At 59.3% G+C, this 26068-nt stretch carries 30 protein-coding genes and 1 tRNA gene; 5 read left to right on the top strand and 26 right to left on the bottom strand.

Translation table 11 applies throughout. The annotated features are described in order from the left end of the window. From secE to F3Y30_RS11960, 6 genes are all read right to left on the bottom strand, one after another. Positions 1–201: a preprotein translocase subunit SecE gene (secE, locus tag F3Y30_RS11985; RefSeq protein WP_203422946.1), complete on the bottom strand. Its 201-nt coding sequence runs from the start codon at positions 199–201 to the stop codon at positions 1–3. Positions 202–486: 285 nt separating this feature from the next. After that, positions 487–561: transfer RNA gene (locus tag F3Y30_RS11980), tRNA-Trp, on the bottom strand. 151 nt (positions 562–712) lie between these two features. Next, positions 713–1606, bottom strand: a complete 894-nt coding sequence (locus tag F3Y30_RS11975) for an NAD(P)-dependent oxidoreductase (RefSeq protein WP_203422945.1) — start codon at positions 1604–1606, stop codon at positions 713–715. Positions 1607–1635: 29 nt separating this feature from the next. Continuing rightward, positions 1636–2142, bottom strand: a complete 507-nt coding sequence (locus F3Y30_RS11970) for an AAA family ATPase (RefSeq protein ID WP_203422944.1) — start codon at positions 2140–2142, stop codon at positions 1636–1638. A gap of 67 nt (positions 2143–2209) precedes the next feature. Beyond that, on the bottom strand, positions 2210–3385 hold the full coding sequence (tuf, locus tag F3Y30_RS11965) for an elongation factor Tu (RefSeq protein WP_203422943.1): 1176 nt from the start codon (positions 3383–3385) through the stop codon (positions 2210–2212). Positions 3386–3898: 513 nt separating this feature from the next. Continuing rightward, positions 3899–4252 (bottom strand): hypothetical protein, encoded by a 354-nt coding sequence (locus F3Y30_RS11960; RefSeq protein ID WP_203422942.1) that lies wholly within the window; start codon positions 4250–4252, stop codon positions 3899–3901. 323 nt (positions 4253–4575) lie between these two features. Here F3Y30_RS11960 and F3Y30_RS26605 point away from each other — a divergent pair, with 323 nt between their 5' ends. The 3 genes from F3Y30_RS26605 (at position 4576) to F3Y30_RS11950 (ending at position 5634) form a co-directional block, all read left to right on the top strand. Continuing rightward, positions 4576–4710, top strand: coding sequence for a hypothetical protein (locus F3Y30_RS26605; protein WP_281435379.1), 135 nt, complete (start codon positions 4576–4578; stop codon positions 4708–4710). 337 nt (positions 4711–5047) lie between these two features. Continuing rightward, positions 5048–5281, top strand: coding sequence for a hypothetical protein (locus tag F3Y30_RS11955; RefSeq protein WP_203422941.1), 234 nt, complete (start codon positions 5048–5050; stop codon positions 5279–5281). Then, complete coding sequence (locus F3Y30_RS11950; protein ID WP_203422940.1) at positions 5278–5634, top strand: hypothetical protein; 357 nt, start codon at positions 5278–5280, stop codon at positions 5632–5634. Before F3Y30_RS11955 ends, F3Y30_RS11950 begins: the two co-directional genes overlap by 4 nt. 282 nt (positions 5635–5916) lie before the next feature. Here F3Y30_RS11950 and F3Y30_RS11945 read toward each other — a convergent pair whose 3' ends face one another. From F3Y30_RS11945 to F3Y30_RS11925, 5 genes are read right to left on the bottom strand one after another with little or no spacing between them, the layout of a single operon-like run. Beyond that, positions 5917–6255, bottom strand: a complete 339-nt coding sequence (locus F3Y30_RS11945; protein WP_203422939.1) for a DUF1515 family protein — start codon at positions 6253–6255, stop codon at positions 5917–5919. An 11-nt stretch (positions 6256–6266) separates the two neighbouring features. Further along, positions 6267–6575, bottom strand: a complete 309-nt coding sequence (locus F3Y30_RS11940) for a hypothetical protein (protein ID WP_246752722.1) — start codon at positions 6573–6575, stop codon at positions 6267–6269. Beyond that, positions 6526–6948, bottom strand: a complete 423-nt coding sequence (locus tag F3Y30_RS11935) for a hypothetical protein (protein ID WP_203422938.1) — start codon at positions 6946–6948, stop codon at positions 6526–6528. Before F3Y30_RS11935 ends, F3Y30_RS11940 begins: the two co-directional genes overlap by 50 nt. Further along, positions 6945–7184, bottom strand: coding sequence for a hypothetical protein (locus F3Y30_RS11930; protein WP_203422937.1), 240 nt, complete (start codon positions 7182–7184; stop codon positions 6945–6947). Before F3Y30_RS11930 ends, F3Y30_RS11935 begins: the two co-directional genes overlap by 4 nt. Then, positions 7184–7903, bottom strand: a complete 720-nt coding sequence (locus F3Y30_RS11925; protein WP_203422936.1) for a peptidoglycan-binding protein — start codon at positions 7901–7903, stop codon at positions 7184–7186. Before F3Y30_RS11925 ends, F3Y30_RS11930 begins: the two co-directional genes overlap by 1 nt. Before the next feature lie 256 nt (positions 7904–8159). Between F3Y30_RS11925 and F3Y30_RS11920 the strand changes: the two genes are divergently transcribed. Further along, positions 8160–9086: a class I SAM-dependent methyltransferase gene (locus tag F3Y30_RS11920; protein WP_203422935.1), complete on the top strand. Its 927-nt coding sequence runs from the start codon at positions 8160–8162 to the stop codon at positions 9084–9086. A 40-nt stretch (positions 9087–9126) separates the two neighbouring features. Here F3Y30_RS11920 and F3Y30_RS11915 read toward each other — a convergent pair whose 3' ends face one another. Both F3Y30_RS11915 and F3Y30_RS11910 read right to left on the bottom strand, forming a co-directional pair. Further along, the gene (locus tag F3Y30_RS11915; RefSeq protein WP_203422934.1) at positions 9127–11412 is read right to left on the bottom strand and encodes an HAD family hydrolase; all 2286 of its coding nucleotides are present in this window, start codon (positions 11410–11412) and stop codon (positions 9127–9129) included. 4 nt (positions 11413–11416) lie between these two features. Further along, positions 11417–12544, bottom strand: coding sequence for a hypothetical protein (locus F3Y30_RS11910; RefSeq protein WP_203422933.1), 1128 nt, complete (start codon positions 12542–12544; stop codon positions 11417–11419). 710 nt (positions 12545–13254) lie between these two features. Here F3Y30_RS11910 and F3Y30_RS11905 point away from each other — a divergent pair. Further along, entirely contained in the window at positions 13255–13569 is a 315-nt protein-coding gene (locus F3Y30_RS11905) for a hypothetical protein (protein WP_203422932.1), read from the top strand. Here F3Y30_RS11905 and F3Y30_RS11900 read toward each other — a convergent pair whose 3' ends face one another. The 13 genes from F3Y30_RS11900 to F3Y30_RS11840 all read right to left on the bottom strand — a co-directional run bounded on the left by F3Y30_RS11900 (position 13570) and on the right by F3Y30_RS11840 (position 26041). Continuing rightward, a complete protein-coding gene (locus tag F3Y30_RS11900; protein WP_203422931.1) occupies positions 13570–15945 on the bottom strand; it encodes a hypothetical protein in 2376 nt (791 codons plus the stop codon). Then, positions 15942–16853, bottom strand: a complete 912-nt coding sequence (locus F3Y30_RS11895; protein ID WP_203422930.1) for a hypothetical protein — start codon at positions 16851–16853, stop codon at positions 15942–15944. Before F3Y30_RS11895 ends, F3Y30_RS11900 begins: the two co-directional genes overlap by 4 nt. A gap of 24 nt (positions 16854–16877) precedes the next feature. Further along, positions 16878–17660, bottom strand: a complete 783-nt coding sequence (locus F3Y30_RS11890; RefSeq protein ID WP_203422929.1) for a putative phage tail protein — start codon at positions 17658–17660, stop codon at positions 16878–16880. Beyond that, positions 17650–18732, bottom strand: coding sequence for a baseplate J/gp47 family protein (locus F3Y30_RS11885; RefSeq protein WP_203422928.1), 1083 nt, complete (start codon positions 18730–18732; stop codon positions 17650–17652). The genes F3Y30_RS11890 and F3Y30_RS11885 overlap by 11 nt, the downstream gene beginning before the upstream one ends. Further along, positions 18704–19240, bottom strand: a complete 537-nt coding sequence (locus F3Y30_RS11880) for a phage GP46 family protein (protein ID WP_203422927.1) — start codon at positions 19238–19240, stop codon at positions 18704–18706. The genes F3Y30_RS11885 and F3Y30_RS11880 overlap by 29 nt, the downstream gene beginning before the upstream one ends. Positions 19241–19249: 9 nt before the next feature. Continuing rightward, positions 19250–19714: a phage baseplate assembly protein gene (locus F3Y30_RS11875; RefSeq protein ID WP_203422926.1), complete on the bottom strand. Its 465-nt coding sequence runs from the start codon at positions 19712–19714 to the stop codon at positions 19250–19252. Beyond that, positions 19711–20760, bottom strand: a complete 1050-nt coding sequence (locus F3Y30_RS11870) for a hypothetical protein (RefSeq protein ID WP_203422925.1) — start codon at positions 20758–20760, stop codon at positions 19711–19713. The genes F3Y30_RS11875 and F3Y30_RS11870 overlap by 4 nt, the downstream gene beginning before the upstream one ends. A 23-nt stretch (positions 20761–20783) precedes the next feature. Continuing rightward, on the bottom strand, positions 20784–21398 hold the full coding sequence (locus tag F3Y30_RS11865; RefSeq protein WP_203422924.1) for a hypothetical protein: 615 nt from the start codon (positions 21396–21398) through the stop codon (positions 20784–20786). Next, on the bottom strand, positions 21398–21856 hold the full coding sequence (locus tag F3Y30_RS11860; protein WP_203422923.1) for a DNA circularization N-terminal domain-containing protein: 459 nt from the start codon (positions 21854–21856) through the stop codon (positions 21398–21400). Before F3Y30_RS11860 ends, F3Y30_RS11865 begins: the two co-directional genes overlap by 1 nt. Positions 21857–21858: 2 nt before the next feature. Beyond that, positions 21859–23724 (bottom strand): phage tail tape measure protein, encoded by a 1866-nt coding sequence (locus F3Y30_RS11855; protein WP_203422922.1) that lies wholly within the window; start codon positions 23722–23724, stop codon positions 21859–21861. A gap of 61 nt (positions 23725–23785) precedes the next feature. Beyond that, positions 23786–24148, bottom strand: coding sequence for a hypothetical protein (locus tag F3Y30_RS11850; RefSeq protein WP_203422921.1), 363 nt, complete (start codon positions 24146–24148; stop codon positions 23786–23788). Between the two features lie 3 nt (positions 24149–24151). Continuing rightward, the gene (locus F3Y30_RS11845) at positions 24152–24526 is read right to left on the bottom strand and encodes a phage tail tube protein (RefSeq protein ID WP_203422920.1); all 375 of its coding nucleotides are present in this window, start codon (positions 24524–24526) and stop codon (positions 24152–24154) included. Positions 24527–24553: 27 nt separating this feature from the next. Beyond that, positions 24554–26041, bottom strand: a complete 1488-nt coding sequence (locus tag F3Y30_RS11840) for a phage tail sheath subtilisin-like domain-containing protein (RefSeq protein ID WP_203422919.1) — start codon at positions 26039–26041, stop codon at positions 24554–24556. Positions 26042–26068 lie beyond the last annotated feature (27 nt).

The raw sequence follows: 26068 nt of genomic DNA, 5'->3' as shown, positions 1-26068 counted from the left end.
TTACGTGCCGACGTTCAGGATAAGGCCGATCAGCCATCCCATCAGTTGGTCCGCAGCGAAGAAGAACAGCGCCGCAAAAAAGACCATGATCAAAACCATGACGGTCGAGATCATCGTCTCACGTCGCGACGGCCAAGTGACTTTCGCCGTCTCAGAGCGGACCTGCTGCAGAAACGTAAATGGATTTGTCTTCGATGCCATTGAATGCCCACGCCATTACGGCGCGTAAAGCTGAAACATCAGCCCCACGCACCGCGTGTCTGTTTTGCTTTACATAAAGCCCGATTCCCTTTTTCACAAGAGGCAAACGGACTTTTCGCGAATTTATAGCGCCCCGCCCTCTCGCCGAAACGAAAGAAGCAGCCGCACGCCAATGACCCAGAGCACCAAATTGCTTTCGTTTTTCAGTGCGCTGCGTTCCTGCGGAAGTAAACTTCCAGTTAGCCGATACCATCATCGCTGCAACACTCTGCGCTGACGAGGAAGTGGCAGGGGCAGAGGGGCTCGAACCCCGACCTGCGGTTTTGGAGACCGCCGCTCTACCAACTGAGCTATACCCCTAACTGCCTTGGAACCCTTCGCTTCGGAAGAGCATCACACGAGGCAGGGCGTCTTTACGGCGCTGCCGACGAATTGGCAAGGGCGGGATGCAGATTTTTTCACAATTGATCGCCGCCTCCCCGCTATTCATACCCGCGGACCCGCTATCGTCCTATACGAACACATATTTCCGCCAGTCATGCTCCTCGCGGAAGCCCAGCACTTCGCGAATCTTGCGGTTGGACATCAGGCCTTCATGTTCACCGATCTCCCGGGTGAACGGCACGTTCGGGAAATACCGCGCGGCGAGCTCCCTCGACGGGAGATTCGACACGGCGCTGTCGTTGACGGCATTGAACACCTGATAGCCGAGCCCGTCCTTCTCGATGCAGAGCTTCACTACCTGGCCAAGGTCGCGCGCATCCACATAGTTCCACGCATTGCGCTTGCGCAGGGGCGGATCGGCGAGGAAGGCGGGGAACAGATCGTATTCATGCGGCTCTATCACGTTGCCGATTCTCAGCGCATAGATGTCCGCGCCGAATCGCTCGGCAAAGGCCCGGGCCGTCTTCTCGTTCAGTACCTTGGACAACCCGTAGGAATCCATCGGATCGACGTCGTAGTCTTCCTCCAGCGGGAAACTGTGGAAGTCCCTGTCTCCCTCGGCAAAGCAGATGCCGTAGGTGGTCTCGCTCGAAGCAACGATCACCTTGCTGACGCCGAGATTCACGGCCGCCTCGATCACGTTGTACGTGCCCATCGTGTTGACACGGAAGGTCTCGTTGTCCGGCCGGATGAGAATGCGCGGAATGGCCGCGAAGTGCACGACGGCATCGAAGGTATGCCCGTGCGGCTGCTTGTCGAGATCGGGAAGCGAACGATGCATGGAAAGCGCATTAAACATCTGACCCGAATCGGTGATGTCGGCCAAAAGATTGGTGACGCCGGGGCTCTCAAGAGGAACGAGATCGACGTTGTGAACGTCGTATCCGGCCGCGACTAGATAGGGCACGACGTGCCGGCCAGCCTTGCCCGAGCCACCGGTGAACAGAATACGCTTCGTCATCAAATATTTCCTCCCAACCGTTTCATGTTTCACTGATCGAGCCGGGCAAGAACCCTTGCCACAGATGCGTCGATCGCCATTCCCGACGTATCCAGTATGTCCGCCCCGTACTCCGCGGCCTCCTTACGAAGATAGAGCGCCCAGTTCATCATGTCTTGCGTTGCGAGTTCCGGCTGGTTGCGATTGACGCGTAACCGCTGCCGCCGGGTCTGGTCGTCGCAATCGACAAGGATCGGACGATAGGCCACGCCGCCGACCGCCGCTGCAGCGTGCTTGAGGAAGGCGAGCCGGGCCTGTCCCTCGAACAGGACAGCGGACGCCCCGCTTCTCAAGACCTTCAGGCGCCGCATCCATTCCAGCACCATCGCATATTGCCACGCCTCCGGCGAGCCGAAGTCGGAAATCATCCGCGCCGTCTCAGGCACGCCGATACTGTCAAAGTGGAGGACAGGCATGTCGGGGCGTGCCGCCCGCACCGCTTGCGCAATCGTCGTCTTCCCTGCCCCGGAGGCACCTGTCAGGACCACGATTGCCATCATCCCCCTGAAACGCAAAAGCCCCGCCGTTTCCGGCGGGGCTCTCTATTGGGGATCGCGCGAGCAATTACTCGACGATGGAGGCGACGATTCCGGCGCCGACGGTGCGGCCGCCTTCGCGGATCGCGAAGCGCAGCTTTTCTTCCATCGCGATCGGAACGATCAGCTCGACGGCAACGGTGACGTTGTCGCCCGGCATGACCATTTCCGTGCCTTCCGGAAGCGAAACGATGCCTGTCACGTCCGTCGTGCGGAAGTAGAACTGCGGACGGTAGTTCGTGAAGAACGGCGTATGACGGCCGCCTTCTTCCTTCGTCAGGATGTAGGCTTCAGCCATGAACTTCTTGTGCGGCTTGACCGAACCCGGCTTGCACAGGATCTGGCCACGCTCGACGCCGTCACGGTTCACACCGCGAACCAGTGCGCCGATGTTGTCGCCGGCCTGGCCCTGGTCGAGCAGCTTGCGGAACATTTCAACGCCGGTAACAGTCGTCTTCGAGGTCGGGCGGATGCCGACAATCTCGACTTCTTCGCCAACCTTGACGATACCGCGCTCGACGCGGCCGGTCACAACCGTACCACGGCCCGAGATCGAGAACACGTCTTCGATCGGCATCAGGAACGGCTGGTCGATCGGACGCTCAGGCGTCGGGATGTAGGCGTCAACCGCTGCCATCAGCTCGCGGATCGCGTCTTCGCCGATCTTCTTGTCCGAATCTTCGAGAGCGGCAAGTGCCGAGCCCTTGATGATCGGAATGTCGTCGCCCGGGAATTCGTAGGACGACAGAAGTTCGCGAACTTCCAGCTCGACGAGCTCGAGGAGCTCGGCGTCGTCAACCTGGTCGACCTTGTTCAGGAACACGACGATCGCGGGAACGCCAACCTGGCGGGCGAGCAGGATGTGCTCGCGCGTCTGCGGCATCGGGCCGTCAGCAGCCGAGCAAACCAGGATCGCGCCGTCCATCTGGGCAGCACCGGTGATCATGTTCTTCACATAGTCGGCGTGGCCGGGGCAGTCGACGTGCGCATAGTGGCGGTTCGGCGTCTCGTACTCGACGTGTGCCGTCGAGATGGTGATGCCGCGTGCCTTTTCTTCCGGCGCTGCGTCGATCTGGTCATAGGCCTTGAACTCACCAAAGTACTTGGTGATCGCAGCCGTCAGCGACGTCTTGCCATGGTCAACGTGGCCAATCGTGCCAATGTTTACGTGAGGCTTATTGCGCTCAAACTTACCTTTTGCCATGTGAATCTTTCCTGTAAACGAAAGTTGGGCGAACCGGCCCTTCCGGTTTGGCAGCCGTTTAAGGCTTTCGCAACGTTTGCGCAAGCGCTAAATGCGCGGGCACGCCAGCAGGAGCGCCGCCGCGATCGTGGCACGGACCCACGGGCGAAGCAGCAGGACCTGCCGCGGATGTCGCTTGCCAAAAGGTCACGTTGATTAGCGCTTTGCGATAATTTCCTCATTCATGACATGAGGTGCGCCGCCGGTCGCGACACAGTTCCTCGACGCATCACGCCGGGAGCGCGCACGCGAACACTGAGGAGCGGTGCGCGAATGGCATCGGTTTCGACCGAACGATACAACCAAACGGTTGCCTGCACGACAGTTTCGCCCCGATTTCCCAGGTATCCAGCGTTGCACGAGACCGAGCTACAGCTTTTCCTTGCCTTAGACAGAAGTGAAATGCACACGGGCGAAGTGACCGCCGGGGTTCGAGCGGCCGGGACCGTCCGTACAGCCGCGAACAACCGGACTTCAGCGGACGCCCGAGAGAAACCCCATGACCGTGGAGAGAAACCTCTGCGGCTGATCGGCCTTCCCTGACGGCTCATCCGGCATCGTGTCCGCGACAGCAGGATCAGGCCCGGACTGTTGCGTCTTGTCCGCTCCCTCCCCGCGCTCGACCGTTTCGAGAAACGCTGCCAGCGCTTGTCGCTCGGGGTGCGAAGGATCGGTGGCCAGGAACAGATCCACCGGAGTGATCGTCTCGGCGCCGCCGGACGACGGATTGGCCCTGTGCAGCACGACGAGTTCACCCGTTCCTTCATCCCTGCCCACGAACCAGCGATCGCCGTTTGCGCTGGCCGAGAATTCCCGAAATGCTTCCATGACCTGAGCCCTCCGAACGCTGTCAAAGGAATATAGAAGGGACATGGCGCATTGTTAGGGCTCGGAGCACGGAATGGCGGCTCTCAGGCTGCTCACCCATGGGACGGTGCATCCGCCGCGGGCGATCGGGAGCTACTGTGCTCCCTTGCCTTTTGGGACCGCATGCGCAACGATCCCGATACGGGCGTTCTGATCGGATACGTCCTTGGCGACTGTGGCAGCCAGAGGAGCAGACGTACCCCGACACAGAAACCGAGTGCGCCGCCTCCTGGTCCGCGCAGGCATAGACCACCCCCACCCACCGTTCAGCATTGGAGAGTTACATGCCCAATCGAGCCTTGCTTGTCGTCGTCGCAACCGCACTCCTGGCACTCTCAGGATGCACAAGCACCGCCTCGAACAACACGACCTATGCGCAGCCCCGGGATGCAGGCGGCGTCCGCATTCCCCTGAACTGACGAAGATCCATCGCGATGTCCATAGAGATCAGCAGGTTCGGCTGAACACCGAATCGGCTGGAAGATTCGCGGCAAGGTGAACTGGAAGCATGAGTGTCGCCGGCGGCATTGATGGCGCGTGCGCCAAGTTGCTCTCGCGGGCGATTGGGAGAGCTGGAGCGGGTAGCGGGAATCGAACCCGCGTATTCAGCTTGGAAGGCTTCCAGATCTTTCAATGATTACAGGCCGGCGTGTCACTCATGTGTTGCAAAGCCGGTCTGCCGTGTCAGAACGCTGTACTCGGTTCGTTTGCCTACATTGATGCCGCGCCCTACCTCCTCAGAATAGGAGGCGCTCGATGCAAAGTATCCCCTCACCTCACCAAACAGACATCCACTGCCGATCGCTTGATTGCGAGGAAGCAATCGAGGCTGCGTTCCAGGAACTGATCTGGCGCGCCATGCAAGCCGGCTGGAACGAGGAAGAAGCCTGCCAGGCAATTGCCTCGCTTGCGGACAATCACATCCTGGCTATGAACGCGAACGCCGAGACAGACGCGGCGATTCGAAAAGCGATCGAGAAACAGCGATGACGGACAAGGAAGGCCCCAGGCCGCGATACCGCTGGGTGAAAGATGGCCCATCCGACACCGGCTTCCATGCCTACGATGGGGAGCGCGGTTTCGGCAGGCTGATCCAGCCTCCGAATGATCCAAGCAACAGCTGGGAATGGAACTTGACGTGCCTGCACGGGCTCAAGAAGAATCCGACGTTGATCGTGGGATGGTACGGGAGAGCGGAGACGTCCCGGCTGGGGGCAAAGGCTTGCGAGGATGCCTATGAAAACTTCATGGCTGGCAAGCTGCGGGGCATGGTGCCGGAGGATATCGAGGATGTCCTCGCGCTGGAGCGCAGGATGAAAAGCAGACGGGAAGAAGCTGAATGAGCGACGAGAAGAACTCCACCAAGACGGACAATTTGCACGTCGAGCATTATTGCGAGCATCCGGGCTGCAAGGAGTGGGGGCGTTCGGCTTTGAGAACCGGCGCCAGGGGCGGGTTGACTGGTTCTGTATGGAGCATCGGCCGATTGACATAATGCGGCAGGATACACCAGCATAGCGAGCATGGCCCGCACCGTCCTAATCTACTCTCTGGGAATGATCGTCTGCCTTTCGGCGGTGATTGGAATCATCATCCGAATAGGAATGCTGCTCGGGGTTTGGTGATCAGCTCAGCCCGAGCTTGACGGCAATCCACTTGCCGAAGGTCGCAAGGGTTGCGCCGAATGTCGCGGCCACCACCACGATCAAAAGCCGCATTCCGATGAAGCGTTCCTTCCACCGTCCGATGTCCGCGGTGATCGGTTCCATTTTCTTCAAGCGGGTATCTAGATCAGCGAGCTTGCGGTCAACGTCGTCAATCCGCCGGTCGGTCATCTCCGCCTTCTGGTATTGCTGCTTCCGGTCTGCCCTCGCCTGGTCTTGGTCGGCAAGGATGCGATCGACCTTCGCGTCGAGGGAGCCGAGCTGCTGGTGCATGGCGGCATCGATTTCAGGTGGGGACATTTCGGCTCCAGTTAGTTCGGTGCTATAGATACAGCGGGGTTTGCCACACTCGCCCGCACGTCGTCGTAGAAGCCCGCGCACCATGCGGTGCGGGCATTATCGTTTTCGTGGACGATCTCCCAGCGCTTGATCGTCCAGCGGGCTTTCTCGCCCACCTTCGGATCAACGCCCGGCATTTTGTCGCGGCAGTAGTCCGGCCAATCGGGAAGGCCTGTCGAGGCCGAAGCGGTCGCCGTTGTCGCAGCGGCTTGCTCTGCCTGGCGGATCTGGTCAGTGGTTCCGCAGCCACTCAAGATCGCCGTCAGACCAAGTGCAGCCATCGTCGCCAGTGTCCTTGGCAATCGCATCTTCCAACCTTTCGTTTGCTTGTTTTTCGGCGATACGCGCGGCTTTCGCCTGCGCCTCCGCTTCTCTGGCCTTGCGGGTCGCGAGCAAGGCCTCCTCATTCGCCTTGGCCAAGAGCGCATTTGCGGCGGCCAACTTGGAGCGCTGCACGTAGCCCTCGATCGCGGCTTCGGCGGCCTTGGCTCTTTCCGTCTTCACCCGCCCGACGATGACGTCACGAAGGAACGGAACCCGGTCGACGAAGGGGATCTCGCGGACGATCGGAAGTCCTTCGTAGTAGGCCAGCAGCGCGAGGATGACGCAGCCGGCGAACCCGATCTGTTTGACAATCGAAACGAGAACACTCATGGGAGCGGCCTCGTCTCGTCCGGCGACCGGCGCTCGCTGCCCTTGATCTTGTCATCCCAGACCGCGCCGAAGACGTAGCCGGTGATGACGATTCCGAGCAGCATAAACGCACCGCTGACTATGTCGCGGTTGAGGCCGGTATCCTTGCCGAACAGCGCAAGCCAGAAGAGAAGAGCAAAGCAGACGCCAAGCGTGCTGAACACGGCCACACGCCGCCAGAACCATGACCGATCCATCAGAGCCTCGCCGCCTGCACATGCATCCAGTCGAAGTTCTTGGCGCGGCCGAGGCTAAGCCAGCCCTCGCTTTCCCATGCCACCCAGAACGGCACGGCGTCGGGCTGCGCAAGCCGCGCCTTGTCCCGTCCCCAGTTCAGCTGGTTGCGCTCCGGATCGAAATCGATGGCAATACCCCAGCTATGCATCGAATAGCTGGAGCCGCCCCGCATGCGCCGAACGTTCAGCGAGCCGCCGAACAGATCGATACCGAGCGACTTGCGCTCTGCCGCGGAATAGATGCCGGCAATCTTGTTGAGCGCGATGCCGGCCGAAATCGCGACCTTCTCATGCAGCGTCATCTTCCGCACGCGCGTGCCCTTGTCCCATGCGAGATACATGTCGAAAGGGATATCGATCGTGGTCTGTCGCTGACCAACCGGGCCGTAAAACGACATGCAGTCCGCTTGCCGTGGCCAGACCGTGCCCGACGGTTGATGCGCTTCGGTTGCCGGCTGAACGTCACGACCCGCGACGGCGTTCTCAGGCAGCACGGTGCTTGCCGGCATACGCAAGAAACTGACGGTCGTTCCGTCCGCTGCACCCGTTACCTCGACGCCGCGCGCCTTCTGGAATGCCTTGAGGGCATTGACGGTAACAGGCCCGATCACTTCGTCGATCGTGCCGACAGGGTAGCCGTGCGCGGTCAGCCGGCTTTGCAGCCACTGTTCAAAATTCATAGCTCTGTCCTTTGAGTTTGGAGGCCTATCGACCACGCATGAGGGCGCGGCCACGCTGAGACGTGGTCGTGATCGTATGTGGGTTTCAATTGGGCTTAGAGCGCGCGGCGGCGCACCGAGGCAAAGAATGCCGCGTGGTTGTTGGTTAGCTTACAGATGTGTGGCAGGTTTGCAGCGAAGAGGATTCAAATGTCTTGGCTAGTTGATCAGGCCGTGTTTGAACTATAAGCGTTCCCCCTCACAACGGGGAAATTTGATGTCAGACGCGAGTGTTAAAAGGGAAGCTCTCCAAAAAATCAGAGCGCTCATCTCGAAGGGGCAAAAGCAGCAAGCTGAAGGAATTGCATACCTATTCAAGGTGGACGAGCGACACGCCAGCATCGACGAGATAACATTCTACGCTAAAGTTCTGATGGAGATTGGGTTCATTCAGGAGGCCGAACGTTCCCTAAAGGCCGCTATCGCTAAAGCCAACAAGGCTAATTTTACACATCAACTTGAATCACTCTTCTGGCAGATGAGAACCAAGCCTGATCTCAGAAGAATGCGGTCTGGGGTGGCGCTTTCCCATGCCCTTTCGCTTCCTGGAATTAACTCAGTTCTCGATGTCGGTTCCGGCGGTGAAGAGCACGCGTTGCGCTTCGCTCAGGCCAACAAGATGGTTCATTGCGTTGACTACGGAACTTCGATCTATGTCCAGAACTCAGAGGCTTTGGCGGATACCGAGCGCCACCCGAACATACGCAAGACCATTGGCGACTTCATGACTTTCAAGTCAACCGAAAAGTACGATCTCGTTTGGTGCAGCCACGTTCTGGAGCACCAGGTGAATCCGAACTTGTTCCTTAAAAAATGCCTGTCTCACCTTAACGACAATGGCTGGCTCGCTGTCACGGTCCCCCCGTTGAAACATCCGATAGTCGGGGGACACGTCACCCTGTGGAACGCAGGAATATTGTTGTATCAGTTCGTTCTCGCCGGTAACGACTGCTCTAGTGCTCTCATAATGAATTATGATTACAACATCACCGTGATGGTGCCAAAGGCGCCAGTCGAGCTCCCTACCCTCGACTACGACTCTGGGGATGTTGATCGGCTTTCAAAGTTCTTCCCGCCCGACTGCGCCGAAAACTTTGACGGCCGCATGTACGGTCATGCGATAAGAAATCTCACACGATGCTAAACGAGGTTGGCGGAGCACTGAAGCCACCGCCAACATTGTTTTATCGCAGCACGAATTCGTTCTGGCCGATTATCTTGCCCAACGTCGGAAAGCGCATTACCCAAAGTCTGTATCTAGCGCGACGGTTCTTCGGGGTCAGTTTTCGATATTGGGAAAGCTTTGCCACCGCGAGAGGCCTGTTCCCCGCCTTGAAATATGCCTCGGCGGCCGCCCGCAAATAGTTCGACTTCCTAGGGTCCATCTCAAAAACCTCCATGAAGCCCTCAGCGGCTGCAGTGAAGTTCTTATCAGCGAAAGCGTCTTTTGCTTTGCCCAGCACACTCGTTGCGGTCAGTTTTTTAGCTGGTTTCTTAGCTGGTTTCTTAGCTGGTTTTTTAGCTGGCGCATCGGGCGGCGCTTGTACAGTTTCTGACTGTATCGCAATACTCTCTTTCCAGATGATCTGGCTTGGCTCAAGTTGTTCCATTATAGCCGGCTCAACAGCCAAATATCTTTCCTTCTCTACGCCATAGATATCCTCGAAAGCGATACCGTAGAGCAGCGGAACATCTTTCGGCATCGGCTTTCGAAGGTACAAATCAAGAATCAGCGTGCTTGACTCTGGGGGAAGGATCGAGGTTGCAGGAGCAACTGGAGAGTTATTCTTATATTCCCTTGCCAATGCAACCACGCCTGAATGAGCGTAGTCCACAAAGCACTTGCGCCGCAAATCTAACTTGTTCGGTCGCCCCACCGGCTTTACGCCAGCCTCGGTCTCGGTCATTTTCAAGACGCTATCCTCACTACTGCAGATGAGGCTTTCGTATATGAACCTGTGCGTACAGATACCGAGGGACGAGTTGTCGTCCACGCCGAAATGTGAAACGTATCCTTTAAGGTCAAGCTGGTTCTTCACGCCAGAAGCCGTATTGAACACCGCAAAGTAATATCCTTTGAGATCTGTCCTGAGCAGTGTAGTTAGAGCCTCCTGCATGGTGCCGGCATATCCAATGTCCACAACCGCGTGCTCGCCGCCACCGACGCCTTTCTCGGCAAGATACCGCATCAGCGCTGCCCTTTCACCCGCGGCGATGGCGAGCAAGGTGTCCTCAATGTCCACGACCAGCGCAGACAGAGTTTCGCGATCTGTATTGTTGTCAATGATAGCATCAAGGCCCGAGAAACCATGTCGCTCAGCCACAAGTGGGTCTATTTGTCCCGGAGCGACACCGTAATTTTGCTCCAGCCAGCTTTCGAGGGTAGAAGCGAATATTCGCCGACCTACCGGTTGCAAAAGATCGATCCTGTTTCGGATGAGAGCCACCCGAGACATTCTGCGGGAACAATAAAGATAGTCCGTCTCGATCCCACTTTCTTCAGCAGGGAACAGTTCGTCGAAGACACGCTTCATAACCAGGCCGTCTCGCGACAGGAAGAAGAGTTTCTTCACTCTATCCGACTTGGCCTCACGATAGAGCCAGAAGCTCATACCCAAGATAGCAGGCCCGAGAGCCGTGTAGCCGAACTGGAACGGATCGTCACGAAAGAACGAATCCTCAGTGCGGCTGTCAGCCGCATCAAAGAAACGATCTGCTATCAACGCATCGACAACACTCTTTGTAAGCGACCAGCGCTTCTTTCCAGCTGCGGCTAGCCTTACCGCGAACTCCGAAGATTTCCGAAAATTCACCACCGATCTGGGTAAATGGATGGTGGCAATGTCGAGCGCATTCGGCGACGACAAATCACCTATGGGATTGTCACCGACATGGACCATCTGCGAAGGGTTTATTCTCAAATCTTGCAGAATGTGAACAAAGAGATCACCTTCGCGCTTTGTCTTCATCAATTCATTCGACAGGTAAAGAGTCGAATATCCATTAATGCCAGCACGATCCAGCAACTCGAGGATCACTGATCGCGGTAGATACATATCGGAGGCGAGGATAATTCTCTTATTGAGCATCTTCGCGTAGTGAAACAGGTCGCGTCCGATAATACGCACATCTACGCAACGAAGCTCCGTCTCAACTTCCAACTCCTGCAGGCGAGAAATTGTGACGTCGTCAATCCCAGTTAACTTTTTAAACTCCTGATAGATTTGATCGAACGTTACTTCCTCTACACCGCCTTCGCGGGCCTTCTTCAATGCCGCCTTCTCGGCATGCACGCGAGTGGTCTTAAAGTCCGACACGTGCCCGTCAGACAACTCGCTGGCCGCACCTTTCATCAGATGGAAAACGTCACGGGGGGAATCGACGTTCCGGCGGATCAACGTGTCAAAGACGTCGAAGGAGACGACGTCTGCCGCCCCGATCCGTACTTTTGCCGCGGAAATGTTGAGCATAGAATTACCCCTTCCGCGCAAGAAGGGAGGAGACATTGTTATAGAGGCCCTCTAGGCGATCGATTTGCCTGAAGCCCCAATACCAATTCAACATATCCCGAACCTTGTTTCTACCGTCAATGAAATTGATAGATCGAGCGTCGGGCCGTTCACCGCCCGAAAACACATATCTCCAGAAGTCAGAAAAGAGATAGTTGTGCAGCAAACTACAGTACCCATCGTCAGAGTAAATTCGAACAGGAGGCTTAAAAAGGTATTGAGTTTCTTTTCCGAAATACTTTGCCTCGGTAACCACAGACGATGATATCGTGAATACGAACTCAATTTCGTCCGATGCCAGCAGCATGTAAGTAGGATTCTCTGTTAGCGAAACGTTCTTAAACCCGCGGGCATAGGAGAGTGTCTTTTCGTCTCCGTTCTTCACGAACGGGTGCCGTGAGTAATAGATGTGATGGTAGCGTTGGGCAGCGGCATCGAACTCAGGACAAAAGTTGAGTAGGCTCAACATCCCCCGGTCAGACGCGATAGCTTTGTCTTTTAAGGTTTGCCCCACGTAAAGCGCGCTGTGCGGCTTGAGATCGTTGCTAATGCGCGGCTTGCCGCGGTACATCTGCACCCTCAGCCGGCCCGCATAGACGTAGCTCAACTCTTCAGGCAATTCGAATGACGACATCCGCTCCTTAAATTCATGGTCGTTCGAGTTGAACGCAAACAGAAGGTCATCCAAAAACCTTATTGGATGCAGCCACATATCGATATATGTGAGCCCGGATCGATCGATAACTTCCCGCGTTGCGGCGCTCAGCTCGTAGCCGAAAATAACGCTACCTGGCGGAAAGTGCTGCCTAAAGTAGTCGATGGACGCATCCGCCACCTTCGAAGCCTCAAAAAAAATCTGAGTTTCCTCAAGGTCGACGGCCATTCCGGAGAGTTCAAAGAACCGCTCGCGTTCGAACCCGAATGCGTCGTTCCACCGCCTCGACGCCACCGCGACAGCCACTCCGGAACCATTTGATAGTGGCCGGCTAAACAGATCCTGCAGCCACCTAAGGTTGCTATCCTGCTCTTTCATACTGGTGGACAAGATGTCCGAGGCTATAAAAACGTTGGAGAATTGAATTGTATTGGCCAAGATCACATCCCTAAAGAACAGTCCGTAACGATACCGCACAATGGAAACGCGATTCGCGAGCGAGGACGTCTCGCTGAGACGGAACTGGTCCTCGCGAGACGGTGCTCCTATACCGCAAAGAAGTTTGAGACGGAAGATGCCCCAAACATCGGACGGACCAAAATAGACGAGCCGACTGAAGTTACTACGGCTCGAGGCGCACCTCGATACCGAGGATAGATGCAGGTTAGCAAATAGCGATCGGAATCTCGCCTGGTGTCAAGAAAGCCGGCCAGTACGAAAGAAATTAGGGACAGGGGACGGCAAGCGATTGAGAAGGTGAACTATCAGAAGGCAGCCCATGAGTTTAAGATTGCTGCTCGATGCTATCGGGCAAGCGCAAGGCCGCTATCCTTCCACCTTATTAAGCAAACATGAAAGTCTGCTCCACAAATCAAAGCGATCTCGCGCAGAATACGTGAATTGCTTCGGCCGCCATTTCTCCAGTTCCTGCCAAAACCCTTTATGATTGCGTAAGGCGTGCAATACAACCGGGATAGCCTGGCGAAAGCGAGACGTTCGATCGAGGAACTGTTCCACGCGGCGTGCGTTCGGCAGTCCGTTTACAGCCCCCCTCACTGGCATGTTGATCGAGCGAGAGGAATTGCTTGACCTCATCACCGAGATGAAGCATCGCTTTCGGGTTAGTGGCGACAGTGAAAAACTTGCAGATGAATGAGAGGATTCCGATGAAGCCGGTTAGCAACGTACTGAGCCTCTTCACGGCCAGAAAGGCGCGGAAGAAGGAACTCGATTTCCAGCAGATGTCAATTGTGCATCATCTAGGCATGGCAGCCGACCGGGATAACGAATTTAAACAGGACGCTATCCCGGTCGCCAATGCACTATTCGACGGGCAATTCTCGATGGAATATGTGATCAAGGTTGCGGACTTCCTTGACATCCCGACAGAGAACATCCCGGCGTTGCAGGCATACCTGAGCGCAGTTGATGACCGCTTGTACCAAGAGCGTTTCAAACGCTGATCACTGCTTGAACACGGCAACCCTAAGTGTTCCCGACGCAAGGTCGATCGTGCTTCCGGTCTCGTTCTGCAGCCTGACCGTAACTGTGTCCGCCGAGGTCACGTGTGCGGTCAGGATCATCGCTTGTGTGTTCAACGAGAACGACGGAATGCAATAGTCCCCTAGTACGGCACCCGTGACGGTGACGTTGTACGAGGCGCCGGCTCCGTCCGCCAGGCTCGCAGGGTCCCATGTGGTGGAGCCTGTGAGGATTTGAGGGAGCTCCCTCCAGTCGGAGTTCCCGGTGGACGTTGGCTTGACGTATACCTTGCCAGTGCTCTCATCGACGTACACCGTGCCGCGGTTGCCGCCGACACTCCCGATCGGCGTTCCAGCACCTCCGGTTAGCGAGGCTTGCCCAGTGCCAAAAAACTGCTGGCGCGCGAAGTCGGAGCGCTTTCTGAACGAGGTGCTGCCGTCGTCATAAGTGTTGTCGACGCTGGGTAAGTTATGGGCGCTGTGACTGTTCCATAAGTTAGTGCGGTCGAAGTAAAACGAGCGGCTGCCGTCCGCCTTGGTAAACTCCATGGAGGGGACCTCCATGTTCGACGCAAGCGCGAACAAGCCCGTGTCTGATGGGTAAGCGCTGCTCGCAGCGGCATTGTCCAACACAGGCCTCGTATCAATTCCTGTGTCATTCTTCATCCCGCGGATGCCGTCGATGAAGCAGTACTGAGTGCGCCCGGCCGGGTTCGCGACCCGGGCGTTGTCAGCCTCGCCGAGCGAGGTGATGATACGTGATGGCTTGGGGCCGCTGCCTTCGTCCTGCACGATGATCCTTGATCCGGACAGTGCGTGAACATGAATTGCAACTTCTTCGATTGTCTGGATCGCTCCATAGATTTCAAGCTCAGTCATGCGCCAACCGGACGCAACGAATGCCGCGCCAGGGGATGGCATGGCATTCGCACCGAGCGCGCTGCTATGGCAGACGTTGCCCGATTGATGCTGCATGCCCGCAAACTTGCAGTTGTTGTCCCACGTTACGTGGGATGTCCCGCCACCAAAACGGCGGGCATAGATGTGGTTGCCTACCGAAATCGAGCCTGCGGATACCACACCCGTCAGCCGCAGATTGCTACCGACCTTGGATATCCCCGTGAAGGTCGTGGACCCGACCAAGGTGAACAATCCCGTGCCATAACCGATGTAGCTGAAGGCCGAAGGGTCGAACGGGTGATCGTCCGCCCAGGGAACCTCGATATAGTCGGCCCCAACCGTGACGCAGCGGAAAGCGTCCGCGCCGCGGATTTCCGTTGCACGGAAGCCCGCTGTCTGGACGTTCTCATGCGCGATGCCCCACATCGCGGGTATAGCGGAATCTGCCGGATTCGCAGGGATGGCGAGAAGCAGTTCCCCCATCATCCGGAAGTGGCCGACGCTTTCAACATCCTTGATAAGCATCTGGTTTGCCATCTCGATGACGAGACCGACATCCCAATCCGCAGCCCACGCGTCAGTCGCGAGGCCAGCGGTAATGTACTTGTCAAGACCATTGACTCCGCCTCCATCCGGAATGATCCGAAGCCCAGAAAGGCGCGAGCCCGCAGCACCTGGCGCGAACCACAAACCGGCGGAGAACGCCTTGCGGGAACGCCCTGCCGCAGTCGCGACGGCCGTTTCGAACGACGATAACCGATAAGCCGAATCGTTCCCTAGAGAGGCGGAAGGGTTCGTTACTACACCCCCGCTCACGAGCATGGAACTGATGCCGTGCACGGTGTAAGCTTTCGGCCCCGTACCGGTCAGGATGATTTGCGTTGGCGCTTCGCTCGATACACCATCGCCAGCGCTTGGCGGCTTCGGATGCCAGTACCCACGACCGCGCCCCACAATCTCGACAGGCTTCGTAAATTTCAGGCCCGTGTCTATGCGATAGTTTCCATAGAGCAGATCGAGCTTGACGCCCTTGCCCGCGTTGGCTTCCGCCGTCATCGCTTGAAGTGCCGTAGTGCTCAGATTGCCGCCTGTCGGGTCCGGGTTGCCGGGCGCATCGAGGATGCAATAGGTGTCCCGCCCGCGCGCGCGCAGCGTACGATACTGGCCGCTCGTCCACACAGCCGCACCGAGAATGTCCCCTAGCTCGGCGAGCGTCTTCTCTTCCCGGCTTGTCCCATCCTCGTTGGTGACGGCGATGCTGCCGGCCTGAAGCTCTGGGACGAGATCAATCATCTCCTCGCGAACGTAGTCCTTGATTGCTCCACCGTCCGTTCTCCCGGTCTGACCGTCGCGCATGACAGGGAAGCTGACGCCCGAGAGGTCCGAGGAATTGTCGGAACTGAGTTCATCGATGCGAAGGGCTTCGATGGCTTCACCGGCAATGACAATCGTGCTCATGCGAATACCACCACGTTCAGGGCAAAATCATTGAGCGAGAAATCCCGCAGCATGCGGAATGTCGCGCCATATCTGGTCTTTGCGGTCGTCTGCAGAAAGAAGTCGTGATCGTGGGAGGAGCTGCTCGGAAAGCTTCCGCCCTCGTTTGCTCCGGTGTTGATCTCGCGGGGCGTAACGCTGATTTTCGGGGTGCGCGCGAGATTGTAAACGATCGAGGCACTGCCTTCGGAAGCGTTGCTATAGGGGAGCGTCGTGATCGTCCCGGAGGCCGTCATTTCCTCGATCACCCTGGCGACGTTCACCAGATTGGTGATCGTCGGAATATTGCCGGAACTGGTGACCACGCGGCTAACCAGCATGTCGTCATACTTCGAATCGAAAGTCGCGCTGGACTCGGCAAGCGAACTCGAATTGTAGGTCAGGTCGGAGACATCCTTGAGCGCAAAACCGGCCGTCGGCGACCAGCGGAGATGATAGGTCTTGTTGCCGGCTGTCGCGAAATCCGCCTGCACCGTCGTCACAGAGAAAATGCCGCGGTGCAGAAACTCATAACCAGCCGGCACACGTATCTGCCCGGTCGAAGGAGAGACGACGGGCAAGCGCCCGTCGCTCGTCAGCACCTCCGGGAATATAGGCAGGCGAGCACGCGCCTGCGTCATGAGGAGATAATTTTCCACGGCGCCGCCGCCGGTCGCCGCCGCGATCTTCAGGGCGATAGCTTGAAGGAGCTGCGTCATGTCGGCCGAGTCGGGCGTGAGGCCGGCGTCTGTGATGACAGCGACGATCTCGCGCTGCGCCGCCTCGACGGCCATGGCGGGCACACGTGAGCCTGACTGGGCGCCAGCCGTATTGCGGTCCACATAGGCAGCGTTCGGATCTGAGCTGCCATAAGGCGGGCTATACTTCATGATGACCTCTCGTAGGTTCTGGGCTCAGAGCGAGACGAACAGCGGATTGCCGTATTCGTCGATGATTGGGGCGTTGCTGTCGGTGATCAGCAGCGCGTAATCGATCCACGGCATAAGCACGGGGATCGTCCATGCCGGCGCCAGCTTGCGCAGCAAGCAGAGGATTTCCTCTGCAACACCGAAGGAGAAGAGCGGGTCGTAACCGCACTCGCCAGCGCCGGCCTCGAAGTAGCTGAAACCTGAATCCTTCACGCGAACGATCCAGTAGGTCTCTTCCGAGCCGTCCCCCGTCTCATGATAGCTGGCGCACTCGGACAATCCGCAGGTGAAGATGTCCGGTTCCTCGATCTCGATCTCGAAACCATAGGCGGCAGCAACCCGGATAAAGTCGGTTGGATGAGCGACAGCCCCGCCCCTCACCTTGTCTGCCAGCGCGGAAAGCCTTTCCGTGGTGGTGCGGTCTCCACTGAAGCAGGGTTCCGGAAGCCCGTGATCATCCTCCCATGCGTCGAGCAGCTCCGCCGCCCCGCGTGGGCTTGCCTCTATCGCGACACGAAAGGCCCTCGCATAGAGCAAGACGAGACCGTCAAGGAGGACACGCGTGAACCGCGCCAGATTGGACGAGAGCGGAACCGCCTCCCCGTCCGGCGATCCCCACGCCGCCCCTTGCGGCCAAAGCGACAACCCTGCCGTGATCAGATCGTCGTTCGTCGGTGCGCTCAGCGCGTCAGCCGGCTCCGCAACTGCCGTCGAAGTACCTTCAGTGTAACCCCTCGTGATGGTGTGGAAGACCGGGCTACGAGACATAGGTGATCTCTCCGAGCACGGCGTATTCGCCGCCGGTCAGCATCACATCGCCGGCAGGCTCTACCAGCAGGTGACGATCCTCGTCGATCACCGCGGAGATCGCCTCGTCAATCCATGAGCGCGAGAACATGAAGACGTCGCCCGTAACGCCCGGCTTGCCCTTTTCGAGGAGCACCGTTGCGACAGCCGAGGAGATCGCTTCTCGCACCGCGGTCGTATCGGTCACGAGACCGGAAATGGTGAGATCGACGGACTTGGCTACGGGCGCCGCAGCCACACTGTCGTCGACCCTTATCAACCGCTTCGCGTCGATCGCCGCCTGGACGACCTCGACATCGCTATCCGTCGGGATGAGGTTCGGCCTCCCGTTGAAGAGGAAAAGCACGGCGACGAAGCCCGGTCCCGCCGGGTCACGGTACGCCCAGGCCTTGGCGACCCCAGGCACGGCAAGGGCGATCTGCTCATAGTCGGAGAGCGTTCCAGCGCCAGGCGGATTGCGCTTGCGCACCAGCGCCCGCGCCCGCAGCGCCTCGTCGGTCTCAATATCAGCTCCGCCGCCCAGTCCGTCGTCAGAGATGATCCATTCCGAGGAGAGCGCCGGCCAGAGAATAGGATCTGCAAGCGCGAGCGATCCTCCTCCATCCCTGTTCGAATGGGCTCCCACGACTTCGGACACCACAGCGAAGGTAATAGCGCCGCTGGGGCTCGCCGATGCCGGGCTTGCCGACAGATAGGTCACCTCGCCCGAGACGAACCGGATACCGGCGGGGTAGATGACGTTGGCCTCGCCCGTGCCTCCGATCGACCCCGAGGCCGCAGCGGCCGGCTTGCGGAAGATGCCGACGTCCGCAGCATGACGGACGAGGAACTGCGAATCCGCCGTCGACAGGAAGATCTGCCGCGCGAGATAGGCCATGCGCAACTCGAATTCATGACTAAGGGCGGCCAGTACCTTGCCCGTCACCGTCACGAAATTGGTAGCGAGTGCTGAATCGGTACCCGGCAGGTATTCGCGAAACGCACCGCGAACGCGTACGGAAATGTCAGCGAGCGAGCGGACGGTCCACGCCATCGATCTGCCTCCAGAGGATTTCGAATGTCTTGTTGAAGCTCTGCGTACCGTCGCGGCCGTAGAGCGCGATGGCGAGATCGAGCCGGTTCGCTCTCCGGTCAGCGGTGGCCGTCACTGTCGCCCGCACCGCTGCGCCCTGGTCGATCAGAGGCTGCAGCGCTTCCAGAGCATAGGTTTCGGCAAGCGTCTCGATCCCCTCGTAGAGCGCCGAGCGGCGAAGCAGCCAGAGCTTCGAACCGATCGCCGTTTCTCCGGGTCCGAGATCGAAGCTGTCGCCCACCCAGCCCTTGTTGACGTCGCCGTCCCTGAGTTCATAAGCCTCGACACGGCGATCAGTCATGAGGCAGATCAGTACCTGCGTCGCCAACCCTTGCTCCGCGCGGAAGTCGCCGGGTGAAGTCGAATGTGTCAGACTGTTCAGAATGAGGTCGCCGCTAAAGCCGTCCCAACCGAGATCGGGCGCGCGATAAGGTTCCTCGCCGTCATCAAGCGGAATGATCCGGAGCATGAAGCGCCTTTAGTGAACGTGGTGGTTTGTGTTGCCCAGCTCGTCGATGATCGTACCGCTGGCATGGATGTTGCCGTTGACTTCCAGATTGCCGGTAATGGTGACATTTCCGGTGATCTGCCACTCGCCTCCGATCATGGTGATGGTGCGGCTCGCGAAGTCCATCACGACCTCCGACATCAGCAGGCGAATGATGTTGCCGTTGGCGTCGTAGAGCGCCGTTGCGCCCGATGGCAAACCGGTCGGGCGCTTCTCCGGATGCTCACCGCCGAGCACATAGCCCTCGTCGCTCTGCCCGTTCGGAAAGACCAACAATCCTTTGGCGCCGCTTATCGGCTGCGACGCGAAGCCGTGCGGCTCGGGGCGGTGTAGCCTCGTGAAACCCTGTCCATAGCGTCCGCGACCGTTGACGAACTGCTGCCCCTTCTTCTCCTCGATCGTTCCGTCGAACTCAAAGCGCGCGCCGTTCATCATTCCTGCTCCCATGTGGCCGTGATTTTGCCCGGCGCCGCGTAGGCGTCAGAGGAACTGCCGCGCGGGTTCTCGCCGCCATAGCCGCGCGGATCGGCAAGCGAGAGCGTCGCCGTGGTGCCGTCTTCGCCGTCGCCGGTCTGCGACAGCGTCACGGCCTTGATCAGCATCGAGCCGTTGATGCCAATCCAGTCATCCTCGACGTAGACGAGGAAGTTGGGCGTCCAGATTATCCCGGCAGAATCCCGCCATCCGGTGACCGTGATCTCTGCCGTTGCCGCATTGCCGGCGGCGCGTTTGGCCTGCCATTCCGCCCGCTTTTTCATGCGGTCGGTCGTCGACTCGCCCTCGTGTTGCAACACCAGCGGCCGATCGCGCGAAACACTGCTGTCGGTCGCGACCGCCTGTCCGCGAAGCTGCTGTGCGTCGATGCCTTCGCTCGCCTGTCCACGAACGTGCACCTTGGAGTGACGGCCGCGCTCGGTGAAGCTCGCCGACGCCCTTCTGATGTTGACACCAAAGCGAAGACCGCCTGAATGAGTGCCGGCCGGTTTGGTGGCAAGTTTCAGCCTGCCTTCGGGCGTGTCATGGATAAGAATTCCGCGCCCACGCGCCCGTCGCTCTATCGTGTGGAACTGGCTTTCCCCAACGCGAAGGCGATGCACGGGCTCAACCGGGAGGCCGCCGTCATCCTCCACGCCGACACCCAGCCCATCGTATTCGCGGGCGATATCGGCGAGGCTCTTGCCCCGGACTTCACCGGTCTTGTGAAGGACAGAGCATTCCGTCGCGTCGACGGTTCGCGAAACCAGAGAGACCGACAGCGCCCGGGCCTCTCCCTCGTGCGATGGCGACACGTCTCGGACATAGCCTGTCAGCACCGTCGTCCCGCTCGCCTTGATGACGACTTCCTGCCCGACCGAAACCGGAACGCGATCGCCCGCGGGCACCAGGTCGACGCTCGCCGTGCGCACCGCTTCCTCGACGGACATCGATATAGCAACTCCGATGATCGGCGGCATTCCGGCAATCGTCACGGTCTCAAGCATCTGTCAGGGTCCGTTTGCAATTGTCAGCTGGCGAGCGCGTCGAAGCTCACCGGCATAAGCATCGGTGTGGAGCTGTCGGCAATCTCAACCAGTTGCGCCGCGCGCGTGGCGTCGCCGTAGAGCTGATAGGCAAGGGCCGTCGAGGGAAGTGAAACCCCCGCCGCAACCCGCACCATCGGTGTCGAATTGGCAGCAATTTCCGAAACCAAACGGATTGCTACCTGCACCAGGTTGCGCAGCCATGCGTAAAGATCGGGATCGAGGCGCGCTGCGACCGCATAGGCCTCCTCGGCGATCGTTCCGAGGCTCGCCCTGGCATTCCTTGCCGACGGCCGCGACGGCCACGACACCCGTCCGGCGGACAGCGCCTGCCCGACAGCACAAAGGAATACGATCGCTTCACGCGTTTCCGTGTCCGCCGTCTCCGGGACCACAAACGCCGCAAAGCCACGCGCATCGGTCACGCTCTCGCCGATGATCCGCGTCAGATCGATGATCTCGGCGGCAAATTCCGCACTGTCGAGATCAGGCGCCTCGGCAACGCGCGTTGCGATATCGGCCTCGTCTTCCGCATCGGTGACGATATCGGCAACGACGGTCGCGACCCAGTCGAGAATGACAGTCCTGTCCGCAGCCATCAGAATAACCCTCCGAATGCGGACCTTGCCGCAGCAAGTCCCGACGAGAATGCCGCTCCGACATCCCCAATTGTCAGACCGGACGCCGTCCCGGCGAATGGAACCGCCGCCCTGATATCGAAAGCGAGATATCCATTGCGGTCGCGCTCGCGCATGCGGCGCCATTCGAGGATATGAACCATCTGGCCGCCGTCGATCGGCAATACCAGCATGCCGGGTCCAGCCGCGTCGAGCGCCGCCGTCAGACGGTGCGCGCGCCCGTCGGCAGTGTCACCGGTGACATAGGCCGCAACGTCGAATGTCCGCGTCCGTCTCCCCTGATCTTCGATGATCGATGTCTCGCCGCCGGCGTATTCGTGGATTGCCGCCCGCCTCCCGCCCGCCAGATCGTCCCGCTCGACGTAAAAGCTCACCCCCCGGAACGAGGCGGAGAGAAGCGTTTTTGTCCAGTCCCGCATAGCTAGCGCCCACCCGCACCGTTCGCCGACGCCGCCACCGCCGGCATGCTGCGGCCGGTGTCAGCGTTCACATTCGACCTGCCGTTGATGGCTGCGTTGGCGACAGCGACCTGCGCGCTGTTGAGCTTGTTTGCCGCCTGGAGCATTTTCTCTGCGGCGGACATGAGGGCCGCGCCGACGTCGACACCTGCGACCTTGAAGAAGGCCGCACTTTCCTCGATCGCCTGCCCGGCAGCTCGCCCTCCTTCGGCAACTTTCTGTGCCGCCTCGTCGCTGGTGTCCTTCAGGCCGCTAGCGTCGATCTTCAACGCATCCTTGAGTTCGTCGCGTGACGGAACGCGGAAGAAACTCCCCGAAACCTGCCCCATCGCCGCGACAGTCGGAGACGGACGGAGCCCTGCAGGAACGCCTTCCAATCGCTCCGGCATGGACGGGAGCGCAGTGGGACGGGAAACGGGAAGCGGGAGAGCACCCGTGCCACCGCCCGGAAACTCCTTTTGTGCTTTCCAGCCAGCAGGCAGACGCGGCCCCTGCTCATACTTCGAGCGGATCGACGGGCGGTTGAAGCCGCCCTCCATGGCCATGCGGTCTGATTCCTCGGTTTCATTCCCGCGGGCGCCGCCTCGGCCGTTGGTGTTCTGGAACTTCCACCATTCCTTGTCGAGGAAGCCCATACCGCGCGCGTCCAGGGCTCGATCGACGGCTGCCTGATAGTCCGTCTCGTTGGAAACGAAATCCATTGCAGACGTCGCCGCCGGAGCGATCTTGCCGCCAATACTGTTCTTCAACCTTTCCCAGCTCGACCAGGCCCGATCGATGCTTGCCTGCGCATCGTCCGTGACGCGCTTGACGTCCCGCATGACGGTTCCGTCGACTTCGGAGGAGTTCACCGCATCAACAAATCGCTTGTAGGAATCTGCGCTGGTAATCAGCGACTGCATGCCGAGGCGGAATTCCTGATCGGTGAAGAGCAGCGGCAGCTTCGACAGGTCGCCGTCGATGGCCTCCTTGGACAGACGAACGAAAGCGGAGACCGCATCCTCGCCGTTCTTGCGGGCCGCCTCCAGTTCCTTGCGGAGATTGATTCCGAAGCTGGAGAATTTCTTGGCCGTGTCCGAGGAGAACATTTTGCCGAAGATGTTTTGCGCCTGCGTCGCCGCAGCACTCGCATCGCCCGTGTCCTCGCGCAGCGTTTGGAGTATGGCGATCAGCTGCTTGAGACCGTCTTCCCCGGTATAGCCGAGGGAGGCAAAGGAGTTCGCCAGCTCGGGAATATAGGCGGCCATGTCCTTCAGTTCGAACTGACCTGCCTTGCCGCCTGTCACCATGACATCGAAGGCGCGCTGCATCTGTCCGGCCTCGATCTTCAACGCCGAAGACGCCTTGATCGCGGTATTGGCGATGTCCTGCGTCGCGGAGCCGGACGCTTGCGCGGTCGCCAGAACTGACGGCAGGAAATCCATAGCCTCCTTCAACGAAAGACCGGACGAAACGAGCGTATCGAGCGCCTCGATCGCGCTGTCGACCGGCAACGCCATGTCCTTCGAGACTTGCTGCATGCGGGAAAATGCGGCTTCGGTTTCCGCCGAGCTCGAGCCCGCCGTGATCCCGATGCGCGTCATCTGCCGCTCGACCGCAGCGAACTCCTTGACCGCGGATGTCGCGAAAGCCGTGAGTGCAGCAGGTGCCGCAATCCGGCCGACTGCCGCCATCATCGACGTGGCGCTACGGCCGACCATTGACTGCTGACGGTTGAGCGCAGACGCCTGCCGGTTCACCTGCTGCATCCGGCCGGCAAGCGACTGGAACACCCGGCCCGTCCGATCGACGGCGGAGATCTTCAGCCTGGCTTCGACTTCACGCGTCATTTCGAGTTTTCCCGGAATTCAACATAGCGATGGATCCAGTAGTGGATCTGACGCACGGTCATCAGCTCGACGCGACCTGCGTCCCATCCGAAGCGGAAGACGAGCCAGTCCGCGGCGTCTCGCGCGCTGGCAGCTCCTGAAAAAAACTAAGCACTGCCCGCCCGACAGCCAACGCGTCCCTCACACCCAGAGTGGACAAGTTATCAGCCGTCGGCGTCACGGCGAGCTTGCGCACGTAGTCGTCGACAACATCAGGCAGGGTGATCAGCACATTCGAGCCGTCCGGCGCCGGCTGCCACTGCTGTGGCTCGCCGAGACCATCAATGAAGATTTCCTTGTAGGTCGGCTCGCGCAGCGTGACGCTATCGAATGTGCCATCGTGCCCCTGGTAGGAGCGCGAGAGCTTCACGGTCACCTTTTCCAAGGCTTAGTCCTCCGTCTTGCGGTAACCTTCCGCGGCGATCGAAACACCTGTTACCTCGCCATTGAGCCGGTTCTTCTGCGGATCGCCAACGACAACGGCACTCGTGAAGAAATGCGTCACGCCCGTCGTGTCCTCGATGAAAGTCACGTTGAAGCGATCGGCTTTCATCAAAGCATCGAGGTCAAGCCCGCGGTCGGCAAAGCTGAACTCCGCCGTTCGTGCCCGCGGCGTCATTACTCGATCGACCGACCCATCCTGGTTGGTGATAGACTCGCTGGAGACGCCGGCCGTGTTCATGTTGAGCGTGCCGCGAAGCGAGATCTGCTCGCCGTTGGAGAGCTTCATGCGGACGATGCCGCCGAAATCCTTCTTACCCATGGAAATATCCTTTCGTGGCGCCAGGCGTTAGGCGGCAGTTGCGCTAAGCTGGCTGTTGGCGACGGCGAGGCCCGCGAAGATGTCCATCGCGTTGACGAAGTCGAGTTCGAGGTGGATGTTGACGCGGTTCGCATTATCGCTGTCGCGGGTCACGACGAGCGCCTGCGTCGCTGCCGAAACGTTCTCCAGCACCCCGCTCATTTCGATATAGGAGTGGATGAGCGTCGCCTTGATGTCCTTCGGCGTGGTGAGCGCCTCCAGATTGTCCGGGTTGTCGTCGGCAAGCCCCTTGTTCGAGTGTTCGGCGGCGAGATCCGCGCGAAACTTCTTAAGCGCATACATCAGCTGATAGGGCCGCTGGATGTCGCGGAAGGTGGTATCGGGCGCGCCGTCGGTTGTCTGCTGCTGGGTGATAAGCTTGTCGATCATCACGCTACCCGTCCGATCGACCTTCCATGTGGAAACTCCGTTCTTGAGGAAGGCATCGCGCGTGGCATAGTCGGGCCAGTAGGCGCGGTCACGGGGCGCCGTGATGCCATCAACGACAAGGCCGGTCTGGTTGCGCGAGACGTCGCCATTTGCCCCGCCTCCGAACCAGGCGGCGACACGGCCGACGACGGCGGAGACAAACTCATAGTCGGGCTCGGCATTGCCACCGGCGGAAAATCGGGGAACGAGCGTCAGATGCCAGTCGTCTTTCGCAAGCCCCGCCGTCGTCAGGTCCGAACTCGTGCCGGTCTTCGGATAGAAGAAATGGCCATAGAGCTGCTGCGCATAGGACCAGCGCCCGGCGATGTTGTTGAGGAAGCTCGACGCAAGCGCCAGGTTGGCGCTGTCACCGAATGCCGAGATCATCGTCTCGAAAGGATCATCACCCATGGTGGCAAGCGCGTTGGCGATCGAGGGCACGCCGGCTCCTGCCGTGGTCGTCGCCATTGCGACATTGCCGGTAAAGGCATTCACGCCGTCGACGACAGGAATGGAGATGTCGATGCCGCTGGCATAGGCGCCAGCATGGCGCGCCGTGAGCGTGATGACGCCCGCCGCCGAAGTGGCCGTAAAGGGAAGCGAGCGCTTGGTCAGCCGGTCATAATAGCCGTTGATCGCAGCCGTCAGCGCGGTCGCCACGGCCGTTGCGGTCGCTCCGGCCGCAATGTCGATGGCGATCGAGCGCCCCGCGATCAGTATGGTACCCTGTCCGCCGGCGGCTGGGACCGCGCTGATGGTAATGGTCCGCACCTCCGGCGTGCCGGATGCCGCCACATGTCCGACCCAGATTTCCTGCGACGGCGCATTGCGGCGTGCAGCAAGATACATTGATTCAAGCATCGAGCCGGCGCCGCAAAGGAGACGCGCGTCCATCTCGTTGTTGCAGGTCGAGATCTCACCGGCGGCAAGCGAACCCGTCGCCGTTGCGTGGCCGAGCAGAATTACGCGGCTTTCATTTTCGAACTGACCGCCGCTGGTCACGTCGAAGGCTAGGATTGGCGCGGTCAGGTTTGACGGTATCGTCATGGGGAAAGCTCCTCAAAGGGTGGAGTG

Origin of the sequence: Sinorhizobium sp. BG8 (genome assembly GCF_016864555.1) — a bacterium.
In the GTDB taxonomy this organism is placed as follows: Bacteria; Pseudomonadota; Alphaproteobacteria; order Rhizobiales; family Rhizobiaceae; genus BG8.
This window is presented reverse-complemented; position numbering and strand designations above follow the sequence as displayed.

Bases quoted from the DNA above. Each gene is read 5' to 3' on its own strand.
- secE (WP_203422946.1), bottom strand. From the start codon at position 201: ATGGCATCGAAGACAAATCCATTTACGTTTCTGCAGCAGGTCCGCTCT.
- F3Y30_RS11975 (WP_203422945.1), bottom strand. From the start codon at position 1,606: ATGACGAAGCGTATTCTGTTCACCGGTGGCTCGGGCAAGGCTGGCCGG.
- F3Y30_RS11970 (WP_203422944.1), bottom strand. From the start codon at position 2,142: ATGGCAATCGTGGTCCTGACAGGTGCCTCCGGGGCAGGGAAGACGACG.
- tuf (WP_203422943.1), bottom strand. From the start codon at position 3,385: ATGGCAAAAGGTAAGTTTGAGCGCAATAAGCCTCACGTAAACATTGGC.
- F3Y30_RS11960 (WP_203422942.1), bottom strand. From the start codon at position 4,252: ATGGAAGCATTTCGGGAATTCTCGGCCAGCGCAAACGGCGATCGCTGG.
- F3Y30_RS26605 (WP_281435379.1), top strand. From the start codon at position 4,576: ATGCCCAATCGAGCCTTGCTTGTCGTCGTCGCAACCGCACTCCTGGCA.
- F3Y30_RS11955 (WP_203422941.1), top strand. From the start codon at position 5,048: ATGCAAAGTATCCCCTCACCTCACCAAACAGACATCCACTGCCGATCG.
- F3Y30_RS11950 (WP_203422940.1), top strand. From the start codon at position 5,278: ATGACGGACAAGGAAGGCCCCAGGCCGCGATACCGCTGGGTGAAAGAT.
- F3Y30_RS11945 (WP_203422939.1), bottom strand. From the start codon at position 6,255: ATGTCCCCACCTGAAATCGATGCCGCCATGCACCAGCAGCTCGGCTCC.
- F3Y30_RS11940 (WP_246752722.1), bottom strand. From the start codon at position 6,575: ATGGCTGCACTTGGTCTGACGGCGATCTTGAGTGGCTGCGGAACCACT.
- F3Y30_RS11935 (WP_203422938.1), bottom strand. From the start codon at position 6,948: ATGAGTGTTCTCGTTTCGATTGTCAAACAGATCGGGTTCGCCGGCTGC.
- F3Y30_RS11930 (WP_203422937.1), bottom strand. From the start codon at position 7,184: ATGGATCGGTCATGGTTCTGGCGGCGTGTGGCCGTGTTCAGCACGCTT.
- F3Y30_RS11925 (WP_203422936.1), bottom strand. From the start codon at position 7,903: ATGAATTTTGAACAGTGGCTGCAAAGCCGGCTGACCGCGCACGGCTAC.
- F3Y30_RS11920 (WP_203422935.1), top strand. From the start codon at position 8,160: ATGTCAGACGCGAGTGTTAAAAGGGAAGCTCTCCAAAAAATCAGAGCG.
- F3Y30_RS11915 (WP_203422934.1), bottom strand. From the start codon at position 11,412: ATGCTCAACATTTCCGCGGCAAAAGTACGGATCGGGGCGGCAGACGTC.
- F3Y30_RS11905 (WP_203422932.1), top strand. From the start codon at position 13,255: ATGAATGAGAGGATTCCGATGAAGCCGGTTAGCAACGTACTGAGCCTC.
- F3Y30_RS11900 (WP_203422931.1), bottom strand. From the start codon at position 15,945: ATGAGCACGATTGTCATTGCCGGTGAAGCCATCGAAGCCCTTCGCATC.
- F3Y30_RS11895 (WP_203422930.1), bottom strand. From the start codon at position 16,853: ATGAAGTATAGCCCGCCTTATGGCAGCTCAGATCCGAACGCTGCCTAT.
- F3Y30_RS11890 (WP_203422929.1), bottom strand. From the start codon at position 17,660: ATGTCTCGTAGCCCGGTCTTCCACACCATCACGAGGGGTTACACTGAA.
- F3Y30_RS11885 (WP_203422928.1), bottom strand. From the start codon at position 18,732: ATGGCGTGGACCGTCCGCTCGCTCGCTGACATTTCCGTACGCGTTCGC.
- F3Y30_RS11880 (WP_203422927.1), bottom strand. From the start codon at position 19,240: ATGCTCCGGATCATTCCGCTTGATGACGGCGAGGAACCTTATCGCGCG.
- F3Y30_RS11875 (WP_203422926.1), bottom strand. From the start codon at position 19,714: ATGATGAACGGCGCGCGCTTTGAGTTCGACGGAACGATCGAGGAGAAG.
- F3Y30_RS11870 (WP_203422925.1), bottom strand. From the start codon at position 20,760: ATGCTTGAGACCGTGACGATTGCCGGAATGCCGCCGATCATCGGAGTT.
- F3Y30_RS11865 (WP_203422924.1), bottom strand. From the start codon at position 21,398: ATGGCTGCGGACAGGACTGTCATTCTCGACTGGGTCGCGACCGTCGTT.
- F3Y30_RS11860 (WP_203422923.1), bottom strand. From the start codon at position 21,856: ATGCGGGACTGGACAAAAACGCTTCTCTCCGCCTCGTTCCGGGGGGTG.
- F3Y30_RS11855 (WP_203422922.1), bottom strand. From the start codon at position 23,724: ATGACGCGTGAAGTCGAAGCCAGGCTGAAGATCTCCGCCGTCGATCGG.
- F3Y30_RS11845 (WP_203422920.1), bottom strand. From the start codon at position 24,526: ATGGGTAAGAAGGATTTCGGCGGCATCGTCCGCATGAAGCTCTCCAAC.
- F3Y30_RS11840 (WP_203422919.1), bottom strand. From the start codon at position 26,041: ATGACGATACCGTCAAACCTGACCGCGCCAATCCTAGCCTTCGACGTG.